This is a genomic window from Pseudomonas sp. R84 (assembly GCF_009834515.1).
Taxonomy (GTDB): domain Bacteria; phylum Pseudomonadota; class Gammaproteobacteria; order Pseudomonadales; family Pseudomonadaceae; genus Aquipseudomonas.
The window spans coordinates 5201854-5224945 of sequence record NZ_CP019426.1 but is presented as its reverse complement, the minus strand read 5'-3'; the positions used below and the strand labels follow the sequence as shown (position 1 = coordinate 5224945).

The 23092-nt window shown below is 59.1% G+C and carries 20 protein-coding genes; 2 read left to right on the top strand and 18 right to left on the bottom strand.

Annotated elements, in window-relative coordinates; translation table 11 throughout:
* Window positions 1-3: 3 nt before the first annotated feature.
* From PspR84_RS23100 to PspR84_RS23035, 14 genes are all read right to left on the bottom strand, one after another.
* Window positions 4-1332 (bottom strand): sigma-54 dependent transcriptional regulator, encoded by a 1329-nt coding sequence (locus PspR84_RS23100; protein ID WP_160059262.1) that lies wholly within the window; start codon window positions 1330-1332, stop codon window positions 4-6.
* Window positions 1329-3230, bottom strand: coding sequence for a sensor histidine kinase (locus PspR84_RS23095; RefSeq protein ID WP_160059261.1), 1902 nt, complete (start codon window positions 3228-3230; stop codon window positions 1329-1331). The genes PspR84_RS23100 and PspR84_RS23095 overlap by 4 nt, the downstream gene beginning before the upstream one ends.
* A gap of 144 nt (window positions 3231-3374) precedes the next feature.
* Complete coding sequence (locus tag PspR84_RS23090) at window positions 3375-4109, bottom strand: amino acid ABC transporter ATP-binding protein (protein WP_007916729.1); 735 nt, start codon at window positions 4107-4109, stop codon at window positions 3375-3377.
* A complete protein-coding gene (locus PspR84_RS23085; RefSeq protein WP_095190467.1) occupies window positions 4106-4777 on the bottom strand; it encodes an ABC transporter permease subunit in 672 nt (223 codons plus the stop codon). The genes PspR84_RS23090 and PspR84_RS23085 overlap by 4 nt, the downstream gene beginning before the upstream one ends.
* Entirely contained in the window at window positions 4777-5523 is a 747-nt protein-coding gene (locus PspR84_RS23080; protein ID WP_160059260.1) for an amino acid ABC transporter permease, read from the bottom strand. Before PspR84_RS23080 ends, PspR84_RS23085 begins: the two co-directional genes overlap by 1 nt.
* A gap of 194 nt (window positions 5524-5717) precedes the next feature.
* The gene (locus PspR84_RS23075; protein ID WP_095112346.1) at window positions 5718-6632 is read right to left on the bottom strand and encodes a glutamate/aspartate ABC transporter substrate-binding protein; all 915 of its coding nucleotides are present in this window, start codon (window positions 6630-6632) and stop codon (window positions 5718-5720) included.
* 261 nt (window positions 6633-6893) lie between these two features.
* Entirely contained in the window at window positions 6894-8153 is a 1260-nt protein-coding gene (gene mtr, locus PspR84_RS23070) for a tryptophan permease (RefSeq protein ID WP_160059259.1), read from the bottom strand.
* Between the two features lie 136 nt (window positions 8154-8289).
* Window positions 8290-9618 (bottom strand): amidase family protein, encoded by a 1329-nt coding sequence (locus tag PspR84_RS23065; protein WP_160059258.1) that lies wholly within the window; start codon window positions 9616-9618, stop codon window positions 8290-8292.
* A 30-nt stretch (window positions 9619-9648) separates the two neighbouring features.
* Window positions 9649-11358: an NAD(P)/FAD-dependent oxidoreductase gene (locus PspR84_RS23060; RefSeq protein WP_160059257.1), complete on the bottom strand. Its 1710-nt coding sequence runs from the start codon at window positions 11356-11358 to the stop codon at window positions 9649-9651.
* Between the two features lie 18 nt (window positions 11359-11376).
* A complete protein-coding gene (locus tag PspR84_RS23055; RefSeq protein WP_160059256.1) occupies window positions 11377-11862 on the bottom strand; it encodes an aromatic-ring-hydroxylating dioxygenase subunit beta in 486 nt (161 codons plus the stop codon).
* Complete coding sequence (locus PspR84_RS23050; RefSeq protein WP_160059255.1) at window positions 11843-13141, bottom strand: Rieske 2Fe-2S domain-containing protein; 1299 nt, start codon at window positions 13139-13141, stop codon at window positions 11843-11845. Before PspR84_RS23050 ends, PspR84_RS23055 begins: the two co-directional genes overlap by 20 nt.
* Window positions 13142-13155: 14 nt before the next feature.
* Window positions 13156-14088 carry an iron-sulfur cluster-binding domain-containing protein gene (locus tag PspR84_RS23045; protein WP_160059254.1) on the bottom strand — a complete coding sequence of 311 codons (933 nt, stop codon included), beginning with the start codon at window positions 14086-14088 and terminating at the stop codon, window positions 13156-13158.
* Window positions 14085-14501: a DUF4440 domain-containing protein gene (locus tag PspR84_RS23040; protein ID WP_160059253.1), complete on the bottom strand. Its 417-nt coding sequence runs from the start codon at window positions 14499-14501 to the stop codon at window positions 14085-14087. Before PspR84_RS23040 ends, PspR84_RS23045 begins: the two co-directional genes overlap by 4 nt.
* A complete protein-coding gene (locus PspR84_RS23035) occupies window positions 14482-15849 on the bottom strand; it encodes an MFS transporter (protein WP_160059252.1) in 1368 nt (455 codons plus the stop codon). Before PspR84_RS23035 ends, PspR84_RS23040 begins: the two co-directional genes overlap by 20 nt.
* 105 nt (window positions 15850-15954) lie before the next feature.
* On the opposite strand from PspR84_RS23035, the gene PspR84_RS23030 reads away from it, so the two are divergent.
* On the top strand, window positions 15955-16842 hold the full coding sequence (locus PspR84_RS23030) for a LysR family transcriptional regulator (protein WP_160059251.1): 888 nt from the start codon (window positions 15955-15957) through the stop codon (window positions 16840-16842).
* 306 nt (window positions 16843-17148) lie between these two features.
* On the opposite strand, the gene glpD is transcribed toward PspR84_RS23030, so the two are convergent.
* From glpD to PspR84_RS23010, 4 genes are all read right to left on the bottom strand, one after another.
* The gene (glpD, locus tag PspR84_RS23025; RefSeq protein ID WP_160059250.1) at window positions 17149-18687 is read right to left on the bottom strand and encodes a glycerol-3-phosphate dehydrogenase; all 1539 of its coding nucleotides are present in this window, start codon (window positions 18685-18687) and stop codon (window positions 17149-17151) included.
* 259 nt (window positions 18688-18946) lie between these two features.
* The gene (locus PspR84_RS23020) at window positions 18947-19702 is read right to left on the bottom strand and encodes a DeoR/GlpR family transcriptional regulator (protein ID WP_007916700.1); all 756 of its coding nucleotides are present in this window, start codon (window positions 19700-19702) and stop codon (window positions 18947-18949) included.
* A 95-nt stretch (window positions 19703-19797) separates the two neighbouring features.
* Window positions 19798-21300, bottom strand: a complete 1503-nt coding sequence (glpK, locus tag PspR84_RS23015) for a glycerol kinase GlpK (RefSeq protein WP_007916698.1) — start codon at window positions 21298-21300, stop codon at window positions 19798-19800.
* 77 nt (window positions 21301-21377) lie between these two features.
* The gene (locus PspR84_RS23010) at window positions 21378-22229 is read right to left on the bottom strand and encodes an MIP/aquaporin family protein (RefSeq protein ID WP_141128446.1); all 852 of its coding nucleotides are present in this window, start codon (window positions 22227-22229) and stop codon (window positions 21378-21380) included.
* A 362-nt stretch (window positions 22230-22591) separates the two neighbouring features.
* Here PspR84_RS23010 and ybaK point away from each other — a divergent pair, with 362 nt between their 5' ends.
* The gene (ybaK, locus tag PspR84_RS23005) at window positions 22592-23062 is read left to right on the top strand and encodes a Cys-tRNA(Pro) deacylase (protein ID WP_160059249.1); all 471 of its coding nucleotides are present in this window, start codon (window positions 22592-22594) and stop codon (window positions 23060-23062) included.
* Window positions 23063-23092 lie beyond the last annotated feature (30 nt).

Genomic DNA, 23092 nt, shown 5'->3' with positions numbered 1-23092 from the left:
CGCTTAATGGCTCAGACCGTATTTTTTCACTTTGTCGAACAGCGTGGTCTTGGCCATACCCAGTTCCAGGCTGGCCTGAGTCAGGTTACCGCCACTGCGTTGCAGGGCATCGCTGAGCAGGTTGCGTTCGAACGCTTCCACTGCTTCGGCGAACGCCAGCCCTTGTCCGCCACTGTTGGCCCCCGACTTCTTGAACGCCGGCAGACCGAGGGCGAAGCGTTCGGCGACGTTGCGCAGTTCGCGCACGTTGCCCGGCCAGTCGTGGCTCATCAGGTTCGACAGGGTCTGGTTATCCAGCTCCGGCAGCGCGCGATCAAAGCGCAGCGCCGACTGCTGGGTGAAGTGTTCGAACAGTTGCAGGATGTCTTCGCGGCGTTCGCGCAGGGGCGGCAATTCCAGCGTTACCACGTTGAGGCGGTAGTACAAGTCGCTGCGGAACTCGCCGGCCTTGCTTGATGCGTCGAGGTCGGATTTGGTCGCCGCGATCACCCGGCAATCGACCGCCACGCTCTGGTTCGAGCCGAGGCGCTCGAGGGTACGTTCCTGCAACACGCGCAGTAGTTTGATCTGCAACGGCAGCGGCATGCTTTCCACTTCGTCGAGGAACAGCGTGCCGCCGTCGGCGTGTTCGATCTTGCCGATCCGGCGTTTGCCGGCGCCGGTAAACGCGTTGGCCTCGTGGCCGAAAATCTCGCTTTCGAAGAGGTTTTCCGGCAGACCGCCGCAGTTCAGCGCAACGAATTGTTTGCCGTGGCGACGACTGAAATCGTGCAGGCAACGCGCGACCAGTTCTTTACCGGTGCCGGTCTCGCCCTCGATCAACACGTTGGCCGAGGTGTCGGCGACGTTGGCGATCAGTTCGCGCAGGTTCTGCATGGCTGGCGAGCGGCCGATGATCCGTCCTTCCAGGGAGTCACGCTCGGCCAATTGCCGACGCAGCGAAGACACTTCCCGAGCCAGACTGCGTTGCTCCAGCGCCCGTCGCGCAACGTCGACCAGACGCTCCGGCGAGAACGGTTTTTCCATGAAGTCGTAGGCGCCTTTCTGCATCGCGCCGACGGCCATGGAAATGTCGCCGTGGCCGGTGATCAACACCACCGGCAGGCTGCGATCGCGCTGCTTGAGGCGGGTCAGCAGTTCCAGGCCATCGATGCCCGGCAGGCGGATATCGCTGATGACGATACCGGCAAAGTTGTCGCCGACACGTTCCAGCGCTTCCTCGGCACTGCCGACGCCGACGCAGGGAATGTCTTCCAGGGTCAGCGCCTGCTGGCAGCCGAGCAGCACATGGGGGTCGTCTTCGACGATCAGCACACTAAGGTCGTGGTTCATATTGGCTCGGCAGGAGTAGGGCTTACCAACGGTAAACTGAGGACGAAGGTGGTGCCACCGCTGGCCGGGTGTTCAACACCCAGGTGTCCGCCGGTGGCGGCCGCGAGGCTGGCGGAAAGGGTCAGGCCCAGGCCCAGGCCTTGTTCGCCGGGCTTGGTGGTGAAGAAAGGCTCGAACAGATGCTTGCGTGCTTCGGCGTCGATGCCGTGGCCGTTGTCGCGCACGCGCAGGCGATACTTGGCGTTGAACTCTTCGCCCTCCAGCCACAGTTCGGGCTGTGGTTGCGCCTGCATGGCGTCGAGGGCGTTGCCGATCAGGTTGACCAGAATCTGTTCGAGGCGGGTCTGGTCGATCTGCACTTGCACGTCGATGAACTGGCGGTGAATGTTCACCGCCGAACTCTCCAGGCGTGCACCGAGCAATTGCAGCGCTGCCTCTACGGCTTTGCCGAGGCTGGCCTGGCCCTGGTTGTCGCCGCGCCGGGCGAACGAACGCAGGCTGGCGGTGATCCGGCCCATGCGGTCGATCAGGTCATTGATGGTCTTGAGGTTGGTGCTGGCCACATCCAGCTGACCGCGCTCGAGAAAGCGTACGGTGTTGCCCGACAGCGTGCGCATCGCTGCCAGCGGCTGGTTCAGTTCGTGGGCAATGCTGGTCGACATCTGGCCGATGGCGGCGAGTTTGCCGGCCTGGACCAATTCATCCTGAGCGCGGCGCAAAGTCTCTTCGGCCTGACGACGTTCGCGGATCTGGCTCTTCAAACGTTCGTTGCTGGCGCGCAGGTCGGTGGTGCGTTCGGTAATCCGACGCTCCAGCTGATTGTTGGCTTCCTGCAAGGCTTCACGGGCCGCTAGGCGGGTGGCGATGACCTTGCGCCGCTCGTTCCAGGCGATCAGCAGAAAGGCCACCAACGCGAAGGCGACCGCGACCAGAATCCCTTGATTGATCGCTTCACGGCGCAGGTCCTGCAACGGCGTGAGCAGGGTGAAATTCCACGGCGTGTCGCTCAGCGGTCGGGTCTGCGCGAGATAGCTGATGTCGTCCTCGCCGGACTGCACTTCGCTGTTGGCCGGGAAGGTGAGTTTCTCCACGCCTTCGGACAAGGTTTCGCGAGCCAAAGGTTGCAATTCATTGAGCGGGAACCAGTAGTACTGCAGGCTGCGCGCGAGTTTTTCCTTGATTTCATCGGTGAGCGGAATCACTGACTTGAGGCGTCGCGCCGGGTCACTGGAAAGAATGATGATGCCGTTTTCATCGCTGACGAACGCTTCGAGACGCGCGCGTTGCCAGCGTTCCTCCATGGCTTCCATGCGCACTTTGACCACCGCGACACCGATGATCTTGCCGTGCTCTTCGAGGCCGTGGGCGAGGTAGTAACCCGGTTCGCCGTTGGTGCTGCCGATGCCGTAGAACCGCCCGGGTTCGCCACGGATGGCTCTCTGGAAGTAGGCACGAAAGGACAGATCTTCACCGAGGTAACTGTCGACATCGCGCCAGTTGCTGGTGGCCATGACGCGGCCGGTGGTGTCCATGACGTAGATGGCCCGACTGCGGCTGCGCCGGTTCAGGCCTTCAAGGTAATCGTTGACCTTTTGCCGGTGCTCCGGGCTCGGGTCGGCTAGCAGCTGCGACACACTGGTTTCGAGTTCCAGCAGGCTGGGCAGGTAGGTGTATTTACTGATCTCGCTTTCGACCGCGCGGGCGTGCAGTTCGAGCTGGCGCTGGCCATTTTCGCCGAGGCTGCGAATGCCGAAATGTTCACTGGTCCAGAAGCCGATAAAACCCAACCCGATCATCAGGGCGATGATCAGTGGCGGCAAAAACAAATGACGAATCAGACGAGGCTTCACGGCAAGTGATGGCGGCGCGGCGCGATAAAGATTGGGGTCGCATTTCATCACAGTTGCCTTGGGTCAACCACCACAACAAACTTCACCAATCCCCTGTAGGAGCTGCCGCAGGCTGCGATCTTTTGATCTTTAAAAACAAAGTCAAAAGATCGCAGCCTGCGGCAGCTCCTACAGGGGGAGGCGGTGTTGCTTTTAGTGCTGCAGGATTTTCTCGAGGAAGTGCTGCGCGCGTTCCGAGCGGGCACTGATATCGCCGAAGAATTCCTCTTTCGGGCAGTCCTCGATGATCTTGCCGGCGTCCATGAAGATCACCCGATCAGCCACTTTACGGGCGAAGCCCATTTCGTGGGTCACGCACATCATGGTCATGCCTTCGTGGGCCAGTTGCACCATCACGTCGAGCACTTCGTTGACCATCTCCGGGTCGAGCGCTGAGGTCGGTTCGTCGAACAGCATGACGATCGGGTCCATTGCCAGCGCACGGGCGATCGCCACACGCTGTTGCTGGCCACCGGACAGTTGCCCCGGATGCTTGTGGGCGTGCGCCGACAGGCCTACGCGTTCGAGCAGTTGCAGACCTTTCTTGGTCGCCTCTTCCTTGCTGCGGCCCAATACCTTGATCTGCGCGATGGTCAGGTTCTCGGTGATGGTCAGGTGCGGGAACAGTTCGAAATGCTGGAACACCATGCCCACGCGCGAGCGCAGTTTCGGCAGGTTGGTCTTCGGGTCCGCAATCGACGTGCCGTCGACGACGATGTCGCCTTTCTGGAACGGCTCGAGCGCGTTGACGCATTTGATCAGGGTCGATTTGCCGGAACCCGACGGGCCGCAGACCACGATCACTTCGCCTTTTTTGACCTCGGTGCTGCAATCAGTCAGCACCTGGAAGTCGCCATACCACTTGTTGATGTTTTTGATAGAGATCATACGGCGAACCTTTTTTGCAGACGCTTGACCAGCAGCGAGGCGGCAAAGCTGATGATGAAGTAGACGACACCGGCGAAGATCAGGAACTCGTTGGAACGACCGATGATGTCGCCACTGGCGCGGGACGCGTTAAGGAAGTCAACCAGACCCACGGTGTAAACCAGCGAAGTGTCCTGGAACAGAATGATGCTCTGTTGCAGTAACAGCGGGGTCATTTTGCGGAAGGCCTGCGGCAGGATGATCAGACGCATCATCTGGCCGTAGCTCATGCCCAGCGCTTGCGCTGCGCCCATCTGGCCTTTGGGGATCGATTGCACGCCTGCCCGGACGATTTCGCAAAAATACGCCGCTTCGAACATCATGAACGCCACGATGCACGAGGTGAATGCGCCGATCGGTGTATCTTCGCCAGTGATCCAGCGCAGCACGAACGGCACCGCCAGATAGAACCAGGTGATCACCAGCAGCAGCGGGATCGAGCGGAAATAGTTGACGTACGCGCCGGCAACATTCGACAGCAGCTTGTTGTGCGACAGACGGCAGAGCGCGAGGATCGTGCCGAGAATGATCCCGCCGACCACACCCATGGCCATCAGCTTGAGGGTCATCACCATGCCGTTCCACAAACCGGGAATGGCCGGGACGATGCCACTGAAATCGAATTCCATTATTTACCCCCCACGGAAATCAGGCCGGGCACGGAGACTTTCTTCTCGACCATGCGCATCAGTAGCATCAGGCTCATGTTCAGGGTGAAGTAGATCAGGGTCGCCAGGGTGAACGCTTCAAACAGGTTGGCCGAGAACTCGGCAGTCTGTTTGGTTTGCGCGAGCAGCTCCATCAGGCCGATCAGCGAGGCCACGGAGGAGTTCTTGAAGACGTTGAGGAATTCCGAGGTAAGCGGCGGAATGATGATCCGGTAAGCCTGGGGCAGCAGCACATTCCAGTAGATCTGTGGCAGCTTGAAGCCCATGGCGCGGGCGGCGGATTCCTGGCCACGCGGCAGCGCCTGGATACCGGTGCGCACTTGTTCGCAGACACGGGCGGCGGTGAACAGACCCAGGCAAACGACTACGCTGAGGTAAGCCGAAGTGGTCGGGTTGAGGTCTTGCTTGTACCACTCCTGCAGATCCGGCGGCAGCAGGTCGGGCACCAGAAAGTACCAGATGAACAGCTGAACCAGCAGCGGCACGTTACGGAACAGCTCGACGTAGCACGTCGCGATACCCGACACGATACGGTTCGGCACGGTGCGCATGACGCCCAGTATCGAGCCCAGCAGCAGGGCGATGATCCAGGCCACGATGGCGATGGCGATGGTCCAGCCCAGACCGGAGATGAACCAGTCGAGATAGGTCTCGCTGCCCACGCCGGTGGACTTGAAGAACACGCCCCAGTCCCAGTTGTAATTCATTAGGGTCTCCCCTCGATTCGATCGATGTACAAGTGCCCGCTTGGGGAAACTCCGTTCCCTCCCTGACCTTGACGGTCAGGCACACGCGATCGGCTCGACAGCCACCGGTTCGAGTGTTTCCAGAAAATGCCAGCAGGGAGTGACCATCCCCTGAAAAAGCAGAAGCCTCCTCAGGGGATAAGGTTAGTCAGAAATCAGGATTTCTTGTCGTCAGCCGCTTTGTCGGTCGGATTGGCGATCAGGGCCTTGAGCTCGTCGCTCATCGGGAAGTTCAGATTCAGGCCTTTTGGCGGAATCGGCTGCATGAACCACTTCTCGTAGATCTTGTTGATCGCGCCCGAAGCGTAAGTGGCCTTGATGGCGTCATCCACAGCCTTTTTGAACGGCTCGTCGCCTTTGCGCATCATGCAGCCGTAGATTTCGTACGACTGTGGAGTGCCGGTCACGGCCCAGTCGGTGGCTTTCTTGGCCTTGGCGGCTTCACCGGCCAGCAGCGCGTCGTCCATCATGAACGCAACGGCACGACCCGATTCCAGCATCTGGAAGGATTCACCGTGGTCTTTGGCGGAGATAACGTTCATGCCCATCTGTTTGTCGGCGTTCATCGCTTTCAGGATGCGCTCGGATGTGGTGCCCGCGGTGGTCACGACGTTCTTGCCTTTGAGGTCGTCGAAATCCTTGTACTTGGAGTCAGCCTTGGACAGCAGACGAGTACCGATTTCGAAGATGCCGACGGAGAAATCAACTTGCTGCTGACGCTCGACGTTGTTGGTGGTGGAGCCACACTCGACGTCCACGGTGCCGTTCTGCACCAGCGGGATACGGGTCTGCGAGGTCACCAGATTGTATTTGACTTGCAGGTTTGGCAGGTCGAGGTCTTTCTTGATCGCTTCGACGATGGCCAGCTGGATATCGTGGGAGTAGCCAACCGGCTTGCCGGAAGCGTCAGCGATGTAGGAAAACGGGATGGAGGCGTCGCGGTGGCCCAGTGTGATCACACCGGACTCTTTGATCTTCTTCAGGGTGCCGGTGAGTTCGGCGGCGAAAACTGGCGTGCTGATCAGAGCGGCCGCAATGGCTGCGCCCAGGATATGGGGAACGATGCGCATCAAATTTTCCTCGAATTGTTTTTTTTATGGAGCCAGTTCGTCGGCCCTTTTGTGCTTCGAATGCCTGACGGCTCCTGAAGTGTTGGCGCAACAGGCATTCGTCGAGAGAGTGTAGAGCATGACTCGTGCCAGACCAGTCGCCGATAGCTAAGCTGATGATTTATAACGTTATTAAAGTTTTGTGGCGGTATTTTTTACCTTGGCTGATCCGGTTAGCCGAATCGACCGTGAAGTCGCGTTCGGAAAACCGAACGCAGTGCCTCAGCGCCACACTGGCAGACAATCCAGCACGAACAGCACATGGGAGGTCGCGCAAATTACCCCGAAAAACAGCACCAGCGCGATCATCGGCGTGCCGCCCCACACGCGATAACGCGGGCTGCCAAAGCGTTTGCGCGAAGCCCGCGCCAGCAGCGCCGGGGTGATCACCGCCCACAACGTTGCCGCCAACCCGGCGAAGCCGATGGCATGCAGAAAACCTTCCGGCCAGAGAAAACCACCGAGCATCGGCGGCCCGAACGTCACGGCTGCGGTCTGCAGGCGACCGAGGGGGCTGTCGTCGAACTTCAGCACATCGGCCAGGTAATCGAACAGACCCAGGGTTACCCCGAGAAACGAACAGGCTACGGCGAAGTTGGAAAAAAACGTCAGCAGCAAATCGACATTGGCGCTGTTGAGCCGTGCACCCAGGGCGCTGATCAGCACATCGATGTTGCCGCCGCGCTGGGCGATGTCCTTGAACGTGTCGCGGGGAATGTTGCCCATGCTGCAGAGCATCCACACCAGATACAGCGCGAGTGCGATCAAGGTGCCGCCAACCAGACAGGCGCGAATCCGCTGTGGATCCTTGCCGTAGTGCTTCATCAGGCTCGGCACATTGCCGTGAAAACCGAATGAAGTCAGGCAAAAGGGCAGGGTCACCAGCAAATAGGGCCAGTAGTGGCTGTCGCCGCTGTTCAGATCAAGCAGCGTGGTGCTTTGCACATGGCCCAGCAAACCGCCGAAGGTCAGAAAGAACGCGAGGATTTTTGCCCCGAACACCAGCGTGGTTATGCGACTGACCGCTGTGGTGCTGAGCCAGACAATGAACGCCACCAGCAGCGTGAACCCCAAACCGCCGGCGCGCGATGACAACTCAAGCCCGAAGGTTTGCGCGGTGTGGTGAATCACTGAGCCGCTGGCGGAAATGTAGGCGTACGTCAGGGTGTACAGGACAAAGACAATGCTCAAGCCGTTCAAACGGCTCCAGCTACTGCCGAGCAGATCGCGGGTGATCGTGGAGAAACTCGCCCCTTCACGGTAGTTGAGATTGGCTTCAAGAATCATCAGGCCCGAGTGCAACGTGCAGAACCAGGCAAACAGCAGCACGGCAACCGAGCCGTAGAACCACAGCCCGGACATGATCACCGGCAGCGAAAACATGCCGGCACCGACGATGGTGCCGCCGATGATCATGGCACCGCCGAGGATCGACGGCGAACGTTCGACAGCGGGAACGGAAGATATTGAGGTGACGCGCATGGCAAGGCCCGCAATTTGAATTGTTATAGGTGCATCGACGCAGAGCCCCTGTAGGGGCGAGCCTGCTCGCGAATGCGGTCTGGCAGACGAAGTTGATGTCGACTGACACGACGCCTTCGCGAGCAGGGATCGTGGGTTAACCGATGTCGAGCAGGTGCGTCAGATGCTGCACATTCGCCAACAAAAAGCCGTCCTGCCCCGGCAACGCATCAAACGACAGGCCCACCGGCAACTCACCCGCCGCAGCCACCGGAACGCTGATACTCGGCGCCGCCAGGTTGCTCGCCGGGTCGGTGTTGCGCACGAAGGTTTCGAAGTTGCTCTCATCCGCGCAAGCGCTGAGCAGTGGCGCGCTGCAAGTGACGGTCGGGTAAGCCAGCAGATCCAGTTGATGGCGGCTGAAGAGGGCGCGGTATTCCTTTTCCAGACGCAGTTTGCTCATCAATGCCTGCACGTAGTCGGTGTAGGAAATCGCCGGGCTTTCCAATTGGGCAGTGAGGATTTTCTTGATCGCCGGGTCGCGAATCTGCGCGAGGATGTCGAGGAACTGTTCGCCGCGGCCTGCTTTCATCAGGAAGCGTGGAAAGTCGATGAAGAACTCATAGATCGGCAGGGGAAACTGGATGCTCTCGTTGATCTCGCCAATCACGGAATCGTCGACCGGCACGATGATCACGCCACGCGCGGCCAGGTTATCGATGGCCGCGCGGCAAGCGCGTTGCACATTGTCAGCGAGGTCGGTCCAGAGAAAACACTCGGGAATGCCAATGCGCAACGGCCGGGTTTCTGCCTGTTGCAGGCTGCCGGTCAGTTGTGCGTGAACGAACTGGCAGTCTTCCACGGTGCGGGTCAGCAGGCCCGGGGTGTCTTTGGTTTGTGACACCGGGACGATGCCATCGGCGGGGTACACGCCCGTAGTCGGACGAAACCCGACGATGCCGCAGAACGCCGCCGGTATCCGCACCGAGCCACCGGTGTCGGTGCCGACCGCGCACGGGACCAGCCCGGCGGCGACTGCCGCCGCGCAACCGCCGCTGCTGCCACCGGCACTGTGGCGTTCGTTGGCGGGATTGATCACAGCACCATGGGAATGGTTGGCCGAGGTCACGCCGAACGACAATTCGTGCATGTTGTTCTTGCCGACGATCTGCGCACCCAATTGCCGAAAGCGCTCGACGATGCCGGCATCGGCCTGCGGCACATAGTCGGCCAGCCCGGGCGTGCCGGCGGTGGTCGGCAGGCCGCTGACATTGATGTTGTCCTTGAACGACACAGGCAGGCCATACAGTGCGCTGTCGCGCGCGGCAGCATTTGCCTTGAATGCTGACGGGTCGAAGGTGATGAAACTGTTCAGGTGTTGCATCTGCACGTGGCGCTCGCGCAGGGCGTGCTGCCAGGTGTCCGGGCAGTGTTGACCACTGCGAAAGCCGTTGACGAGCTGTTCAATTGAAAGCTGGCTGTACATGGATGATTCTCGGCGTGGAAAGGGACTGGGTCAGCAGTAGCGGTACTGCGAGTGCAAGTCGTCGAGCGGGTTGCCGGCAATCAGGTCGCCGCCCAGGCTGCTGATCACCGCGCACGCGCCATTCAGCGCGGTCTGGATGGCGCCTTCGGCCCAGCCGCCAGTGAACGAGGCGCCGCAACCGGCCAGGTACAAACCGGTGTCCTGTTTCGGGTCGAGTGCGGTGCGGAACTGATAGAACAGGCGCTCGGAGTAAATATCGTCACCGGGGAAATTCAGCTTGAAAGCGCCCAGCGCGTGTTTGTCGGTCAACCAGTCGTACTCCAGAACGTAACGCTGGTAGTCACCGTCCAGCGGCAGCAGATGGCTGGCAAAATCCGGTGCACTCATCGCCAACTCGTCGACCAGACGCAGGCAGCGCTGCACTTTGTCGGTCATCGAAACCATCTTGTGCGAGTCGTCTTCCCAGGTGTAGCTGATCAGCACCACGCCCCAGGAATCCGGATCGTGCGGCGCGTAGTCGAGGCAATACACGCCCTTGACCAGGGTGTCGGTCTGGATGTTGTGCGCCAGGCCATGTTTGAGCCAGAACTTGTCCTTGGTCAGGATGAACAACTTGGATGAACCGACCATGTGCGTTTCGTTGATCGCCCGCGCGACGTCGCGATTGACGAAGGCCTGGTTCTGCGTGAGCTTGAGGTTCACTTGCAGGGCGCGGGTCGTGGTGGTGGTGATCACCCGGTCGCAGGCGTAGGTTTCGCCATTGCTGCCGGCCAGCAGAATCTCGCCGTGTGCTCCCTTGTTGATCGACTCGATGCGCGTGCGGCAAATCATGTCGCGCACCTGAATTCCGTTGAATTCGGTGTCGGCAATCCGCTCGGCCAGCGAGGAAATACCGTTGGGCACCAGACGCTGATTGACCTCCAGCGCATTCACGACCAGCCGCAGGATTTCGGTGAACGAGGCGCGGTACACCGACTGGAAACCGCCGGAGCCAATGCCCAGCGAGCCGAACAGATGGAAGTCTTCAGGCTTGCGCCACGGCTTGCCGCCCGGCGGTTTTTTGCTGGTGAAGATGCGCACCATCGCCGAGTAAAACGAGCTGTCGCCGAAACAGTCCAGATAGCGTTGCCACTCGGGCTGCACTTCGCAGTAATTGTGCTGCTTGAGCAATTCGGTGATCAGCAGTGGCGGTGCCAGGCACGTGCCGTCATCGAGGGTCACGCCTTCGCTGAGAAACGCGATCCAGCCTTGGTGCACAGTGCTGAACAGCGCCGGCGGCGGCTGCATGGCCGCCCAGTGATGAGCTTCGCCGCGGTAGTGAATTTCAGTGTCGACAACGCCCGGGTCAGGAAACGCTTCGGTGGTCTGGATGCCGAAACGATTAAGGTAATGAAACAGACCGACTTCACTCGGCGGAAAGCGCATGGCGCCCATTTCCGCGATGAATTGCGGCTTTTCCTCATCAAAACACTGCGTCAGCAGACGCCCGCCGACATGCTCAGGTTCCGCTTCAAACAACGTCACGCGACGCGCACCGGCGCGCAGCAATTCGTAAGCGGCGACCAGCCCGCTGAGGCCGGCGCCGACGATGCCGATGTGTTTTTCGGCAGTTTCCGCTGGCAGATAACCAATCGCCTCATCGGCACTGCGCAGGAACTGGCCATAGTCATACAGCAGATCGACGTAGGGAAAAGACAGGCACGCGGACGCCTGACTGCAATCATGGGGAATAGGCTTCACAGGGGACTTCTCGATCAATCAGATAATTAACTGCAGGCTTTCAAGGGCGCGTGCGGGGTTGAGCAACAGGATCTTCTTGCCGTGAATCTTCCACGTGCCATCGATGTTGATCAGTTGATGTTCGACGGTTACCGGGTAGTGCCATTCGTTGTCGCCGCGGGCTTCGCAATAGAGCATGTTGGAACTGGCGAAGGCGCTGAACGTGGCTGCGTCGAGGGTGATGCGCGGGCGCTGGGCGATGTGCAGGCTGCGACTCTTCGGTTGCTGGGAAAAGTTGCGCGCATTGGCCAGCCGGTTGATCCGCAGCGTGGTCAGAAAACGGTCTTCGTACACTAGTGATGATTCGTGCAACGGGCTGACCTGCTCACGGGTCATGGGAATCCAGTAGTGGTAGTCATCGCTGAGCAGTTGCTGCCAGGCGGCGAAATCCTGCTGGTCGAGCAAGAGCAGTTCGGTTTCGATCAGTTGCTCGATGGCGTGGTGATTAGATTGATCGTGTTGCATGGTCGTCCCGCATCAAGTGCTGCCAACTGTTATAGAAATTACGCATGGCCATTTCGCTGGTGCCGGACACCACTTGGGTCTGCGCATAGGATTCGTTCGGGCTGAACAGGCGGGCGACGTTGACCCATTCGTTGGCGTCGCTGCCCAGGCCTTCCATGGCCCGTTCGTACATTTCCACGTCGTCGTGGGCGACCATCGAGCACGGCGAGTTGATCAGGTTGTTGTACTGCACGGTTCTTTCCAGCAACTGCACGGGGGCGCCTTGCAGTTCGAAGATCCACGACTCGACGATGGTTTCGCGGGCGCTGACCGGTTTGATCACGCGCAAGGTCTGGATCGGTCCCTTGACCATCAGGTTGGGGAAATACACGGTGTTGTGGCGGGTGTCGTCGAGGATCGCCCGGGCCTGCTCTTCACCGTAGCTTTCGACCATCAAGTCCCAGTAACCGGGGATGTCGGTGTACGCCTTGTGGATCGAATTGCTGACCCCGGTGTGCCCGTGGCCGTTGGGCCAGACCCGAATGCCCATGCCGGCGAAAAACTCGTAGGAGGCCATGAACGGCGAGAACAGTTCGACCGCCATCGGTGGCTTGCCCTGATCACCGGTTTCCTGCCACAGGCGGATGGCTTCGCCGGCCGAAGATTCGTGGGCGATCATCGGGTGGCAGGTGTCGGTCTGGTTGTCGACGACCATTTTCCAGTTGCAGCGATGGCGGTGCAGCAGTGGCTGGCCGATCACTTTCAACTCGCCTTGCGGCGAGCGCATGACCATGTTGTCGAGCGTCGACAGCGACTCACCAAAAAACTCCTCGAAGCCGAGGCCTTCTTCCGTCAAACGGACAAAGACGAAGCCGCGATAGTTGTGCACCGCGTTCACCGGGCGCATGCCTTTGTGCGCAGAACAACTGCTGAGGTCGCAGTCGTCGTATTCCTTTTTCACTGGAATGCTCAGCAGCTCGCCGTCAGTCTTGAACGTCCACGCGTGGTACGGGCAACGCATGAAGCGGCCGACATTACCGCGGGCTTCGGCCAGCACTTTCACGCCTTTGTGCGGGCAGCGGTTGTGCAGCACGACGATGCCGCCGTTCTTCTGCCGAACCATCGCCAGCGGCTGTTGCGCGAGGGTGGTGGTGAAGTAATCGCCGGTCTCGGGGATCAGGCTGTCGTGACCCAGGTAGCACCAGCTCGCGGCAAACACGCGCTGTTGTTCCTGTTCGAAAAGCGCCTGATCAAGGAACAGAGATTTATGCACTTCTCTGCCATTGAAATAGTTGTCCAACGGGGTGTCCTCTCTCAGATCGCCAGTTTCAGGCGCGGGCTTTTGGCGCGGGAGACGCAGGGGTAGATTCGCGCACTGCACGCCGCTTCCTGTTCGCTCATGATGAAGTCGCGGTGATCGACATCGCCCTCCAGTACATCCAGCGCACAGACGCCGCATTCACCACGACGGCAGTCGTACAGCGGATCGAGTCCGGCCGCCTCCAAGGCTTCGAGCAACGACTGTTGCGGGCCGACATTGACGCTGATGCCGGAGTCGGCCGCCTCGATGACAAAGCCTTGCGCGGCGTCATCGCGGGCAACGTTGAACACTTCCAGATGGATCTGCTCACGCGCCAGGCCAACGCTTTCGGCATGGCTGAGCACTGCGCTGAGCATCGCCGCCGGGCCGCAGACATACAGACGGTCATCGGCGCTCAAGTCGGCAAGCACCTCGCTGATTGCCGGGCGACTGCCGGAGAGGTGCAGTTGCAGGCGTTCTTGCAGCTGTTCTTGCAGGTGCCGGGCGTAGACCGCGTCGTCGGCGCTCTTGGCGAAGTAGTGCAGGTGCGCAGGGCGGTTCAACGCGTCCAGGTGGCGCAGGATGCCGGTCAGCGGCGTGATGCCGATGCCGCCGGCAATCGCGATATCGCGCCCGCTGTCAGCATTGAGCGGGTAGTTGAAGGTGTTCAGCGGACCTTCAAGTTCCACGCTGTCATTGACCGCCAAGGTGCGGATGTACTGGCTGCTGGCGGAGTCCGGCGAGAGGCGGATGGCGAAGGTGAACTGACCATCCGCAACCTCGTCCACATGCACAGTCGAGTAATGCCGACAGTCGTCCAGCCCCGGGATCAGCCATCTGAAGTGCGCACCGGCATGAGTCATGTCTGACAAGGAGGCTGGACCGCTGACGGTGACTTCCTTGATCGACGCCGAGAGCATCCGGCAGTGGGTGACGGTGTATTTCATGCAGGCTTTTCCTGGCTGATCGGTGTTTCGTGCAGGTACAACCACTGGACGTCGTGGTGCTGGACGCGAAGGATCGCCAGCGAAATACGCGAGGTTTCGCTTTGATTCAGACGATGGGTTTCCTTGTAACGCAGGGCTACGGTCGAGCCTTCGTGCCAGACCGTGTGCAGGTCGCTGATCAGAATCTCCAGACCTTTGCGGGCCCCGACAGCGCCGCTGAACAGTTGCTCGACTTGCGCCCGACCGACCACGGCGGCCGACGTGGTGACCATGCTGAAGTGCTCGGCGAACACCGCCATCAGCGGGGCGATGGCGTCTGCGCCGGCCCCGTCGGCGTCGGTAAAGACGCGGTGAATCAGTTCGTGCACGTGATGAATACTGTGTTGCGCTCGTTCAACCAGGTTGTTGTTCATGGCATTCCTTTGGAGGGTTCAATTGACTCATCTGAAACAGCGGGAACAGCCCGACCAGTGCCGCAATCGCGAACGTCGCGTGATAGGCCTGTGTGGTGTCGAACTGCTTGAGCAGCACATTGAAGATCATCAGAAACAACGCGGCACCGAGGCTGAACGACATCTGCCGATTGATGTTCCAGATCACGCTGGCCTTGTGCGTATCGCCACCGGCGAAATCCATCAGCGAGGTGGTTTGCGCGGTGTTGGCGCCGATACCGCCACCGATGCCCATCAGGCTGTAAGCGATGACGATCACCCACAGGTCCGTCGGCGCGTTGACCAGAATCAGCGTGGCGATGCCGGCGCTGTGCAGCAGCATGCCGAGGGTGAACAGGCGTTTCGCGCCGACGCGGTTGTAGACCCGGCCGCAAATCGTCATCGCAATGAACGCGCCGATGGCATAAAGGATCATGAACATCCCGGTCAGTCGGGCGCTGAAGTGCAGGGTGTTCTGCAGGAAGAAAATGCTCATCAGGTTGACCCCGGTGAACACGCCGGGAATCGCGTAATAGATGAAGATCGAGGTGCTGAGTTTTTTACTTTTGAGCAGGCTCAATTCGATAATCGCGTTGCTGCAGCGGCGGTAGTGCCGCAGGTACAGCGCGATGAACAGCAAACCCGCCGCGACACAGCTCAACGCGGCCAGCGCCGGGTAGTCGCCGCCGTACAGCGACATGCCCATCAGCAGGCTGGCGAGTGCTGCGCTGACCAATAGCAGGCCTTTGATGTCCGGACGAGGCAGGTCCGCTGGTTTGCTTTCCTTGATCCACAACCACGACAGCCCGGCGGCGATCAGCGAGAACGGAATGTTGCTGTAGAACACCCAACGCCAGGAACTGCTGTCGACGATGATGCCGCCGACTGTCGGCGAAATGGCCGGGGCAATCAGCGCGACGGCCATCACCAGTGTGGAGATCTTGGCCCGCTGCTCGCCCTGGAACAGATTGAAGGTCAGTGCCTGACCGACCGGAATCAGCAAGCCACCACCGACGCCCTGAACGAACCGCCAGATCACCATTTCATGGAAACTGTCGGCCATGCCGCACATCCACACAGAACCGGTGAACACCAGCATCGAAGCGGTGAGAATCTCGCGGCTGCCAAAACGCCCGGCCAGCCAGGTGCTGACCGGAATAATCAGGGTCAGGCCAAGAATATAAGCATTGGCGACCCACGCCACCGATGAAGTACTGACCTGCAAAGTTGCCGATATACTCGGCAATGCCACAGCCGACATAAATATGTTTATACAGTCAATAAAAAAGCCGATCAAAAAGATCAGCGCAATCTTGTAGCGATAGTTCATGTTGTATCCCCTTTGCCGCGCAGCATAGGGGCGATGGACTTGAAGTGTCGATACGACTATGCTTAAAACAATGTTTGACAGGATTTAACAGTGAGCCATAGCGCCATGCATTCTCATCTTAATCGGGTTCAGACGTTCCTTGCGGTGGTGGATTTTGGTTCTTATACCAAAGCTGCAAATTATCTGAGTATCAGCAAAGCCATGGCCAGCCTGCATGTCAAGGCGCTGGAAGAAGTTTTGTCGGCAACGCTGTTGATCCGCAATACTCGCAATATATCGCTGACCGAAATAGGTCAGGAGTTTTATGAGGAGTTCAAGGGGATTGTCGCGGACATCGACAATGCCTTCGATAATGTTCTGAAAGGTAATAATCGGGTCTCCGGAAAGTTGCGGATTAGTTCAACCAGTGAATACGGTGAAAAGTATATTTTGCCGTTGATCCCACTGTTCTCCGAGCGTTATCCGGAAATTCGCCTGTGCTACAACTTCAACTCTTCGTTGAATGATCTGGTGGCGGAAAAGCTTGATCTGGTGATTCGTCTGGGCAACTTGGCGGATTCGGCATTCAAGAGTCGCAAGTTGGCCGATTATGAAATCGTGCTGGTGGCCACCGAGGCATTTCTCGCCCGGTATCCGGTGCGGGAACCGCAGGATCTGAACAGCGTGCCGTGGATCGCCAACAGCAATTTGCAGGCGCCGACCCAGTGGACATTACGTCATGGGTCAGGGCAGGGCGTCGAGGTCGGCGGTACCAGCCACTTCGAATCGAACTCGTCGACGGCGATTCGCTCGATGACGTTGTCGTCGCTGGGCGTGTCGGTTCTGCCGGCATGGGTGGTGGCAGATGACATTGCCGCCGGGCGTCTGGTGCGCTTGCTGCCGGAGTATTCGCTGCCTTCGCAGTCGATCAATGTCGTTTTTCCCAACACCCCGCATCTGCCGCACAAGTCGCGGGCGTTCATTGATTTTCTGTTGTTGCATTTGGCGCAGTGATAACGGCCCAAAAGCCCCTCACCCTAACCCTCCCGAAACGTCGGACCGCCCAGTAGGAGAGGGGACTGATAGTGTTGCTCTTGCAAGTTACGCCGACCTGGAATATCGAGTCGACCTCAGGATTGGAAAAGCCCTCGATCGGCTCCTTTTTCCCTGCGCGGTATTTGAGCGAGCCCCGATCTGCTCCCTTTCCCCCTCGCCCCTTGGGGGAGAGGGCTGGGGTGAGGGGGGCTGGATCTCATTGGCACAACAAAAAGCCCCTGAATCTCTCAATTCAGGGGCTTTCGTTTAAGCGACGACCTAAAATCAGGCCGCTTCGATCTTGCGGTTCTGTTCAACCTTGCCCAGATACGCCGCCAGTTTTTCCTGCTCTGCCGGTGTGGTGAACAAACCGAGTTTGCTGCGCCGCCACAGAATGTCGTGCGCCGTGGTTGCCCACTCTTCGCTGCACAGGTAATCGACTTCACGGGTGTAGAGCCCGCCGCCCAGGTGCTCGCCCATGTCCGCCAGGGTTTCCACACCTTCAAGCATGCGCCAGGTGCGGCTGCCGTAGGTGGTGGACCAGCGACGAGCGATCTCGGTCGGCACGAAGTCGAACTTGTCGCGAATCTGCGCGCACAAAGCCTGTGGCGTGGTCATGTCTTCGCCGCCGGGCAGGGTAGCGGTGGCTGTCCAGCTCGGGCGCATCTGGGTGAAGAACGGCAGCAACTGCGCCATCGCCGACTCAGCGAGTTTGCGGTAGGTGGTCAGCTTGCCGCCGAATACCGACAGTAGTGGCGCTTCTTCGCCGCCAGCCGACAAGGCCAGGGTGTAATCGCGGGTGACAGCCGACGGGTTGTCGGATTCGTCGTTGCACAGTGGGCGTACACCCGAGTAACTGTGCTGGATGTCGTCACGGCTGATCTGCTTTTTGAAGTGCGCGTTGACCACTTTCAACAGGTAGTCGGTTTCGGCGTCGGTGATTGCCACTTTCGCCGGATCACCGGTGTATTCACGATCGGTGGTGCCGATCAGGGTGAAGTGGTTGTTCAGGTACGGAATGGTGAAAACGATGCGCTGATCTTCGTTTTGCAGAATGTGCGCGTGATCGCCTTCATACAGCTTCGGCACGATGATGTGGCTGCCCTGAATCAGGCGGATGCCGTACGGCGACTCCATCTTCAGGTCATCACGAATGAACTTGGCGACCCACGGGCCGGCGGCGTTCACCAGCGCTTTGGCGGTGATCGAAAACAGGCTGCCATCGACACGTTCCAGGTTCAGGTGCCACAGGCCCTTGGCACGGCGGGCGCTGACGCAACGGGTCTGAGTGTGCACGTGGGCGCCTTTTTCGCGGGCGGCCATGGCGTTCAGAACGACCAAACGAGCATCATCGACCCAGCAGTCGGAGTATTCGAAGCCTTTCTTGATTTCGCTTTTCAGCGCGCTGTCGGCGCCGAACTTCAGGCTTTTCGAACCTGGCAGTTTTTCGCGCTTGCCAAGGTTGTCGTAGAGGAACAGGCCGGCACGGATCATCCACGCCGGGCGCAGGTGCGGACGGTGCGGCAGCACGAAGCGCATCGGTTTGACGATGTGCGGCGCCTTGGCCAGCAGCACTTCGCGTTCGGCCAGCGCTTCACGCACCAGACGGAATTCATAATGTTCGAGGTAGCGCAGGCCACCGTGGATCAGCTTGCTGCTGGCCGACGAGGTGTGGCTGGCCAGATCGTCTTTCTCACAAAGGAACACCGAAAGCCCGCGACCGGCGGCATCCGCTGCGATCCCCACGCCATTGATCCCGCCGCCGATAACGGCGATATCGTAGATCTCGGAGATTGGGGGCGTACGCAAGGTAGAGGTGGACATCGGCTGGCCTCGGGTTCTTTTGATTTTCTATATTGGAAATCGAACATGAATGTTCATTTGCGAAAATGGTAGCCCATAAACACGCGCGCAGCCAGTCACGTTCGATTGAAAAAACTCATCGAAGGGCGGTTAAAAGAAAATTTTCGAACATTAAAAGCAAAAGATCGTCCGATCGCGGCCCGAGCCTTCGGCAGCTTCTACATGGGGTCACTTCACCTGTAGGAGCTGCCGAAGGCTGCGATCTTTTGATCTTGGGGGGTTAAACGACTTCCAGACGAATCTTGTGCTGACTCAACAACTGCGCCAGCGCCGGCACTGGCTGCTGATCGGTCACCAGGCAATCAATCAGACTGATTGGCCCCAACCGGATCATCGCATTACGCCCGAACTTGCTCGAATCCGCCGCCAGAATCACCTGTCGTGCATTGGCAATGATCGCCTGCGAAACCCGCACTTCCTGATAATCGAAATCCAGCAAGCTGCCATCTTCATCAATACCGCTGATCCCGACCAGGGCGAAATCAACCTTGAACTGATTGATGAAATCCACACTGGCCTGGCCGACCACGCCGCCATCACGACGAACATTACCGCCGGTCAGCAGTACATCGAAATCATCCTTGGCACTGAGCATTGACGCTACGTGCAGGTTGTTGGTGATGATCTTCAGGTGATTGTGATTGAGCAGGGCGCGGGCAATCGATTCGGTGGTCGTGCCGATGTTGATGAACAGCGAGGCGTGATCGGGTATCTGTGCGGCGATGGCTTCACCGATGCGTTGTTTTTCATCGCGCATCTGATCGGCGCGCATCGCATAGGCAGTGTTTTCGACGCTGGAATCGTAGGCAGCACCGCCATGGTAGCGACGCAGCAGATTGGCTTCCGCGAGCTGATTGATATCGCGGCGGATGGTTTGCGGGGTTACAACGAACAGCGTGGCCATTTCCTCGATGCTCACATAGCCGCGTTCGCGGACCAGCTCGAGGATTTGCTGCTGACGGGGAGGCAGATTCATGGGGCTTCCTTTGGGCTGCCGTGCAAAATTTGCCCATGATGCCGCAGGAATCCGCTCCCTACCAGTTACATACAGATACGAGTACTCAGGTTGGCTTATTCAGCGTCTTCACGCGCCCAGTCACGGGTACGGCTGACGGCTTTTTTCCAGCCTTTGTACAACTTCTCTTTTTCGACTTCGTCCAGGCTCGGTTCGAACTCGCGCTCGATTACCGCTTTGCCGCGCAGTTCTTCCAGGCTGCCCCAGAAACCGCACGCCAGACCGGCCAGATATGCCGCACCGAGTGCCGTGGTTTCGCGCATTTGCGGGCGCTCAACCTGCGTGCCGAGGATGTCGGCCTGGAACTGCATGAGGAAGTTGTTCGCTACCGCACCGCCGTCCACACGCAGGGCCTTGAGGCGTTCGCCGGAGTCCTGTTGCATGGCGTCGAGCACGTCGCGGGTCTGATAGGCGATCGATTCCAGCGCGGCGCGGATGATGTGGTCGACGCGAACACCGCGCGTCAGGCCGAACAGCGCGCCACGGGCATACGGGTCCCAGTATGGAGCGCCTAAACCTGTGAACGCCGGCACCAGGTACACGCCGTTGCTGTCCTTCACTTTATTGGCGAAGTATTCGGTGTCGTGGGCGTCGTTGATGATCTTCAGTTCATCGCGCAGCCACTGTACGGTCGAACCGCCGTTGAACACCGCGCCTTCAAGCGCGTAAGCGACTTCGCCACGCGGACCGCAGGCGATGGTGGTGAGCATGCCGTGCTGGGATTTCACCGCTTTGTCGCCGGTGTTCATCAGCAGGAAGCAGCCAGTGCCGTAGGTGTTTTTCGCCTGGCCCGGCTCGACGCACATCTGACCGAACAGAGCAGCCTGCTGGTCGCCAGCGATACCACCGATGGCGATGCCGCTCTTGGTGCGACCGTAGATTTCCGAAGAAGCCTTCACTTCAGGGAGCATTTCACGCGGAATGTCGAGGATTTCCAGCATCTTCGAATCCCACTCCAGCGAGTGAATGTTGAAGAGCATGGTGCGCGAGGCGTTGGTGTAGTCGGTGACGTGTACCTTGCCGCCGGTGAATTTCCAGATCAGCCAGCTATCGACGGTGCCGAACAGCAGTTCGCCGTTGCGCGCACGCTCGCGGCTGCCTTCGACGTTGTCGAGGATCCACTTCAGTTTGGTGCCGGAAAAGTACGGGTCGGTGACCAGGCCGGTGTTGTCGCGGATGTACTCTTCGTGACCGTCGCGCTTGAGCTGCTGGCAGATCTCGGTGCTGCGGCGGCACTGCCAGACAATGGCGTTGTACACCGGGCGGCCGGTGGTCTTGTCCCAGACCACGGTGGTTTCGCGCTGGTTGGTGATGCCGATGGCGGCGACCTGGTCGTGGTGCAGACCGGCCTGGGCCAGCGCTTCAACCATCACCGCGCTTTGTGTTGCGAATATTTCCATCGGATCGTGTTCGACCCAGCCGGCCTGAGGGTAATGCTGAGCGAACTCGCGCTGCGCGGTGCAGACCACGTTCGCATCGCGGTCGAAAATGATCGCGCGAGAGCTGGTCGTACCCTGATCGAGGGCAATGATGTAGTTCTTATTCTGAATGTCGGTCATGTCGATTGCCTTGGACGAAATAAGGGAGAGTGGGCCGTGGCACAGGCTCTATTGGGCAGGAGCCTGCGCCGACTGTTTCAAGAAGTTCTTGGTTTGCCGTCAATGGCCGGTTCTGCATCCTTTGTAGCAGGTGTGGCGCCGGTCAGGTGACGGGCGATGAGCCCGCGATACCCGGCAGCGCCGAGGCAGGCACCGACAATCGGTGCAAAAATCGGAATCAGGAAGTACGGAATATCGCGGCCGCCAGTGAAGGAAATTTCACCCCAGCCAGTAAAGAAAGTCATCAGTTTCGGACCGAAGTCACGTGCCGGGTTCATCGCAAAACCGGTCAGCGGGCCCATCGAACTGCCGATCACCGCGATCAGCAAGCCGATCAGCAGCGGCGCCATCGGGCCTCTTGGCAGGCCATTATTGTCATCGGTCAGGGCCATGATCACGCCCATCAGGATTGCGGTGATGATCATCTCGACGAGGAATGCCTGCGCGGTCGACAGTACCGGATTCGGGAAGGTTGAGAACACCGAGGCCAACTCGAGGCTGGCGGCCGAGCCGCGAACCATTTGGTGAGTTTGTTCGTAATCGAAGAAAAGATTGCTGTACAGCGTGTAAACCAGCAGCGCTCCGCAGAAGGCGCCGGCGATCTGGGCAAGAATGTAGAACGGCAGTTTGCGCTTTTCGAAGTCGGCGAAAATGGCGAGTGCGATGCTCACGGCCGGGTTCAGGTGCGCGCCGGAAACGCCGGCAGTGAGGTAGATCGCCATGCTCACGCCGACGCCCCAGATGATGCTGATTTCCCACAAGCCGAAGCTGGCGCCCGCGACTTTGAGCGCGGCAACACAGCCGGTGCCGAAAAAGATCAGTAGTGCAGTACCCAGAAACTCGGCCATGCATTGGCTCGAGAGCGTTGGTTGCTGTAAAGCAGTTGTCATTGAAAACCTCGGTTTTTGTTGTTGTCTGGCGTCTTGCCGATAGGGCAGGGCGCGATTTTCACCAGGTAGGAATCCCCATTCCGTTCCCGGTTTACTGCTGGGTGCTGCGGTGACGATAATTCTTACATTATTCAGATTCGAAAAAATATAGACAAGAAACAAACCTGTCAAAGGTCGAAAGTGAACCGTCGGTCACAATAAAACTATTCGTTGCGTGAATGATCCTGTGTCGTCCACGCGCGATGGTGTTTGCAGAATGTCTGCAAGCCACGGGAATCGTGGCTTGGGATAGAGCCTTTTGGGGGCTGATCGCCTAGAATCCGACGCAGCATTTTTCTGTCACTGCCGAGCCTGGAGCTGCCATGACCCCTGCGTTGGACTTGTTGAAAAAAGTTCGTGCCGAACATCGCGTGCACAGTTACGAACATGACCCCAAAGCCGCGTCCTATGGGCTGGAGGCCGCAGAGAAACTGGCACTGGAACCGGCGCAGGTGTTTAAAACCTTGCTGGCGGCCAGCGAAAAAGGCGAGTTGCTGGTGGCGGTGGTGCCGGTCGTCGGAAGCCTCGATCTCAAAGGTCTGGCGCATGCGGCGGGGGTGAAAAAAGTCGAGATGGCTGACCCTGCGGCGGCCCAGCGCTCCACCGGTTATCTGTTGGGAGGCATCAGTCCGTTGGGGCAGAAAAAGCGCCTGCGCACCTTCATCGATAACTCGGCTCAGGGTTTTGCGACTGTTTATGTCAGCGCCGGTCGGCGTGGTCTGGAAGTCGAATTGGCGCCGGCCGTGCTCGCCGAACATACCCAGGCAAAATTTGCCGACATTGGCCGCGCGTAATCGTTATCGCTGTATGCAGAAAATTGCCCG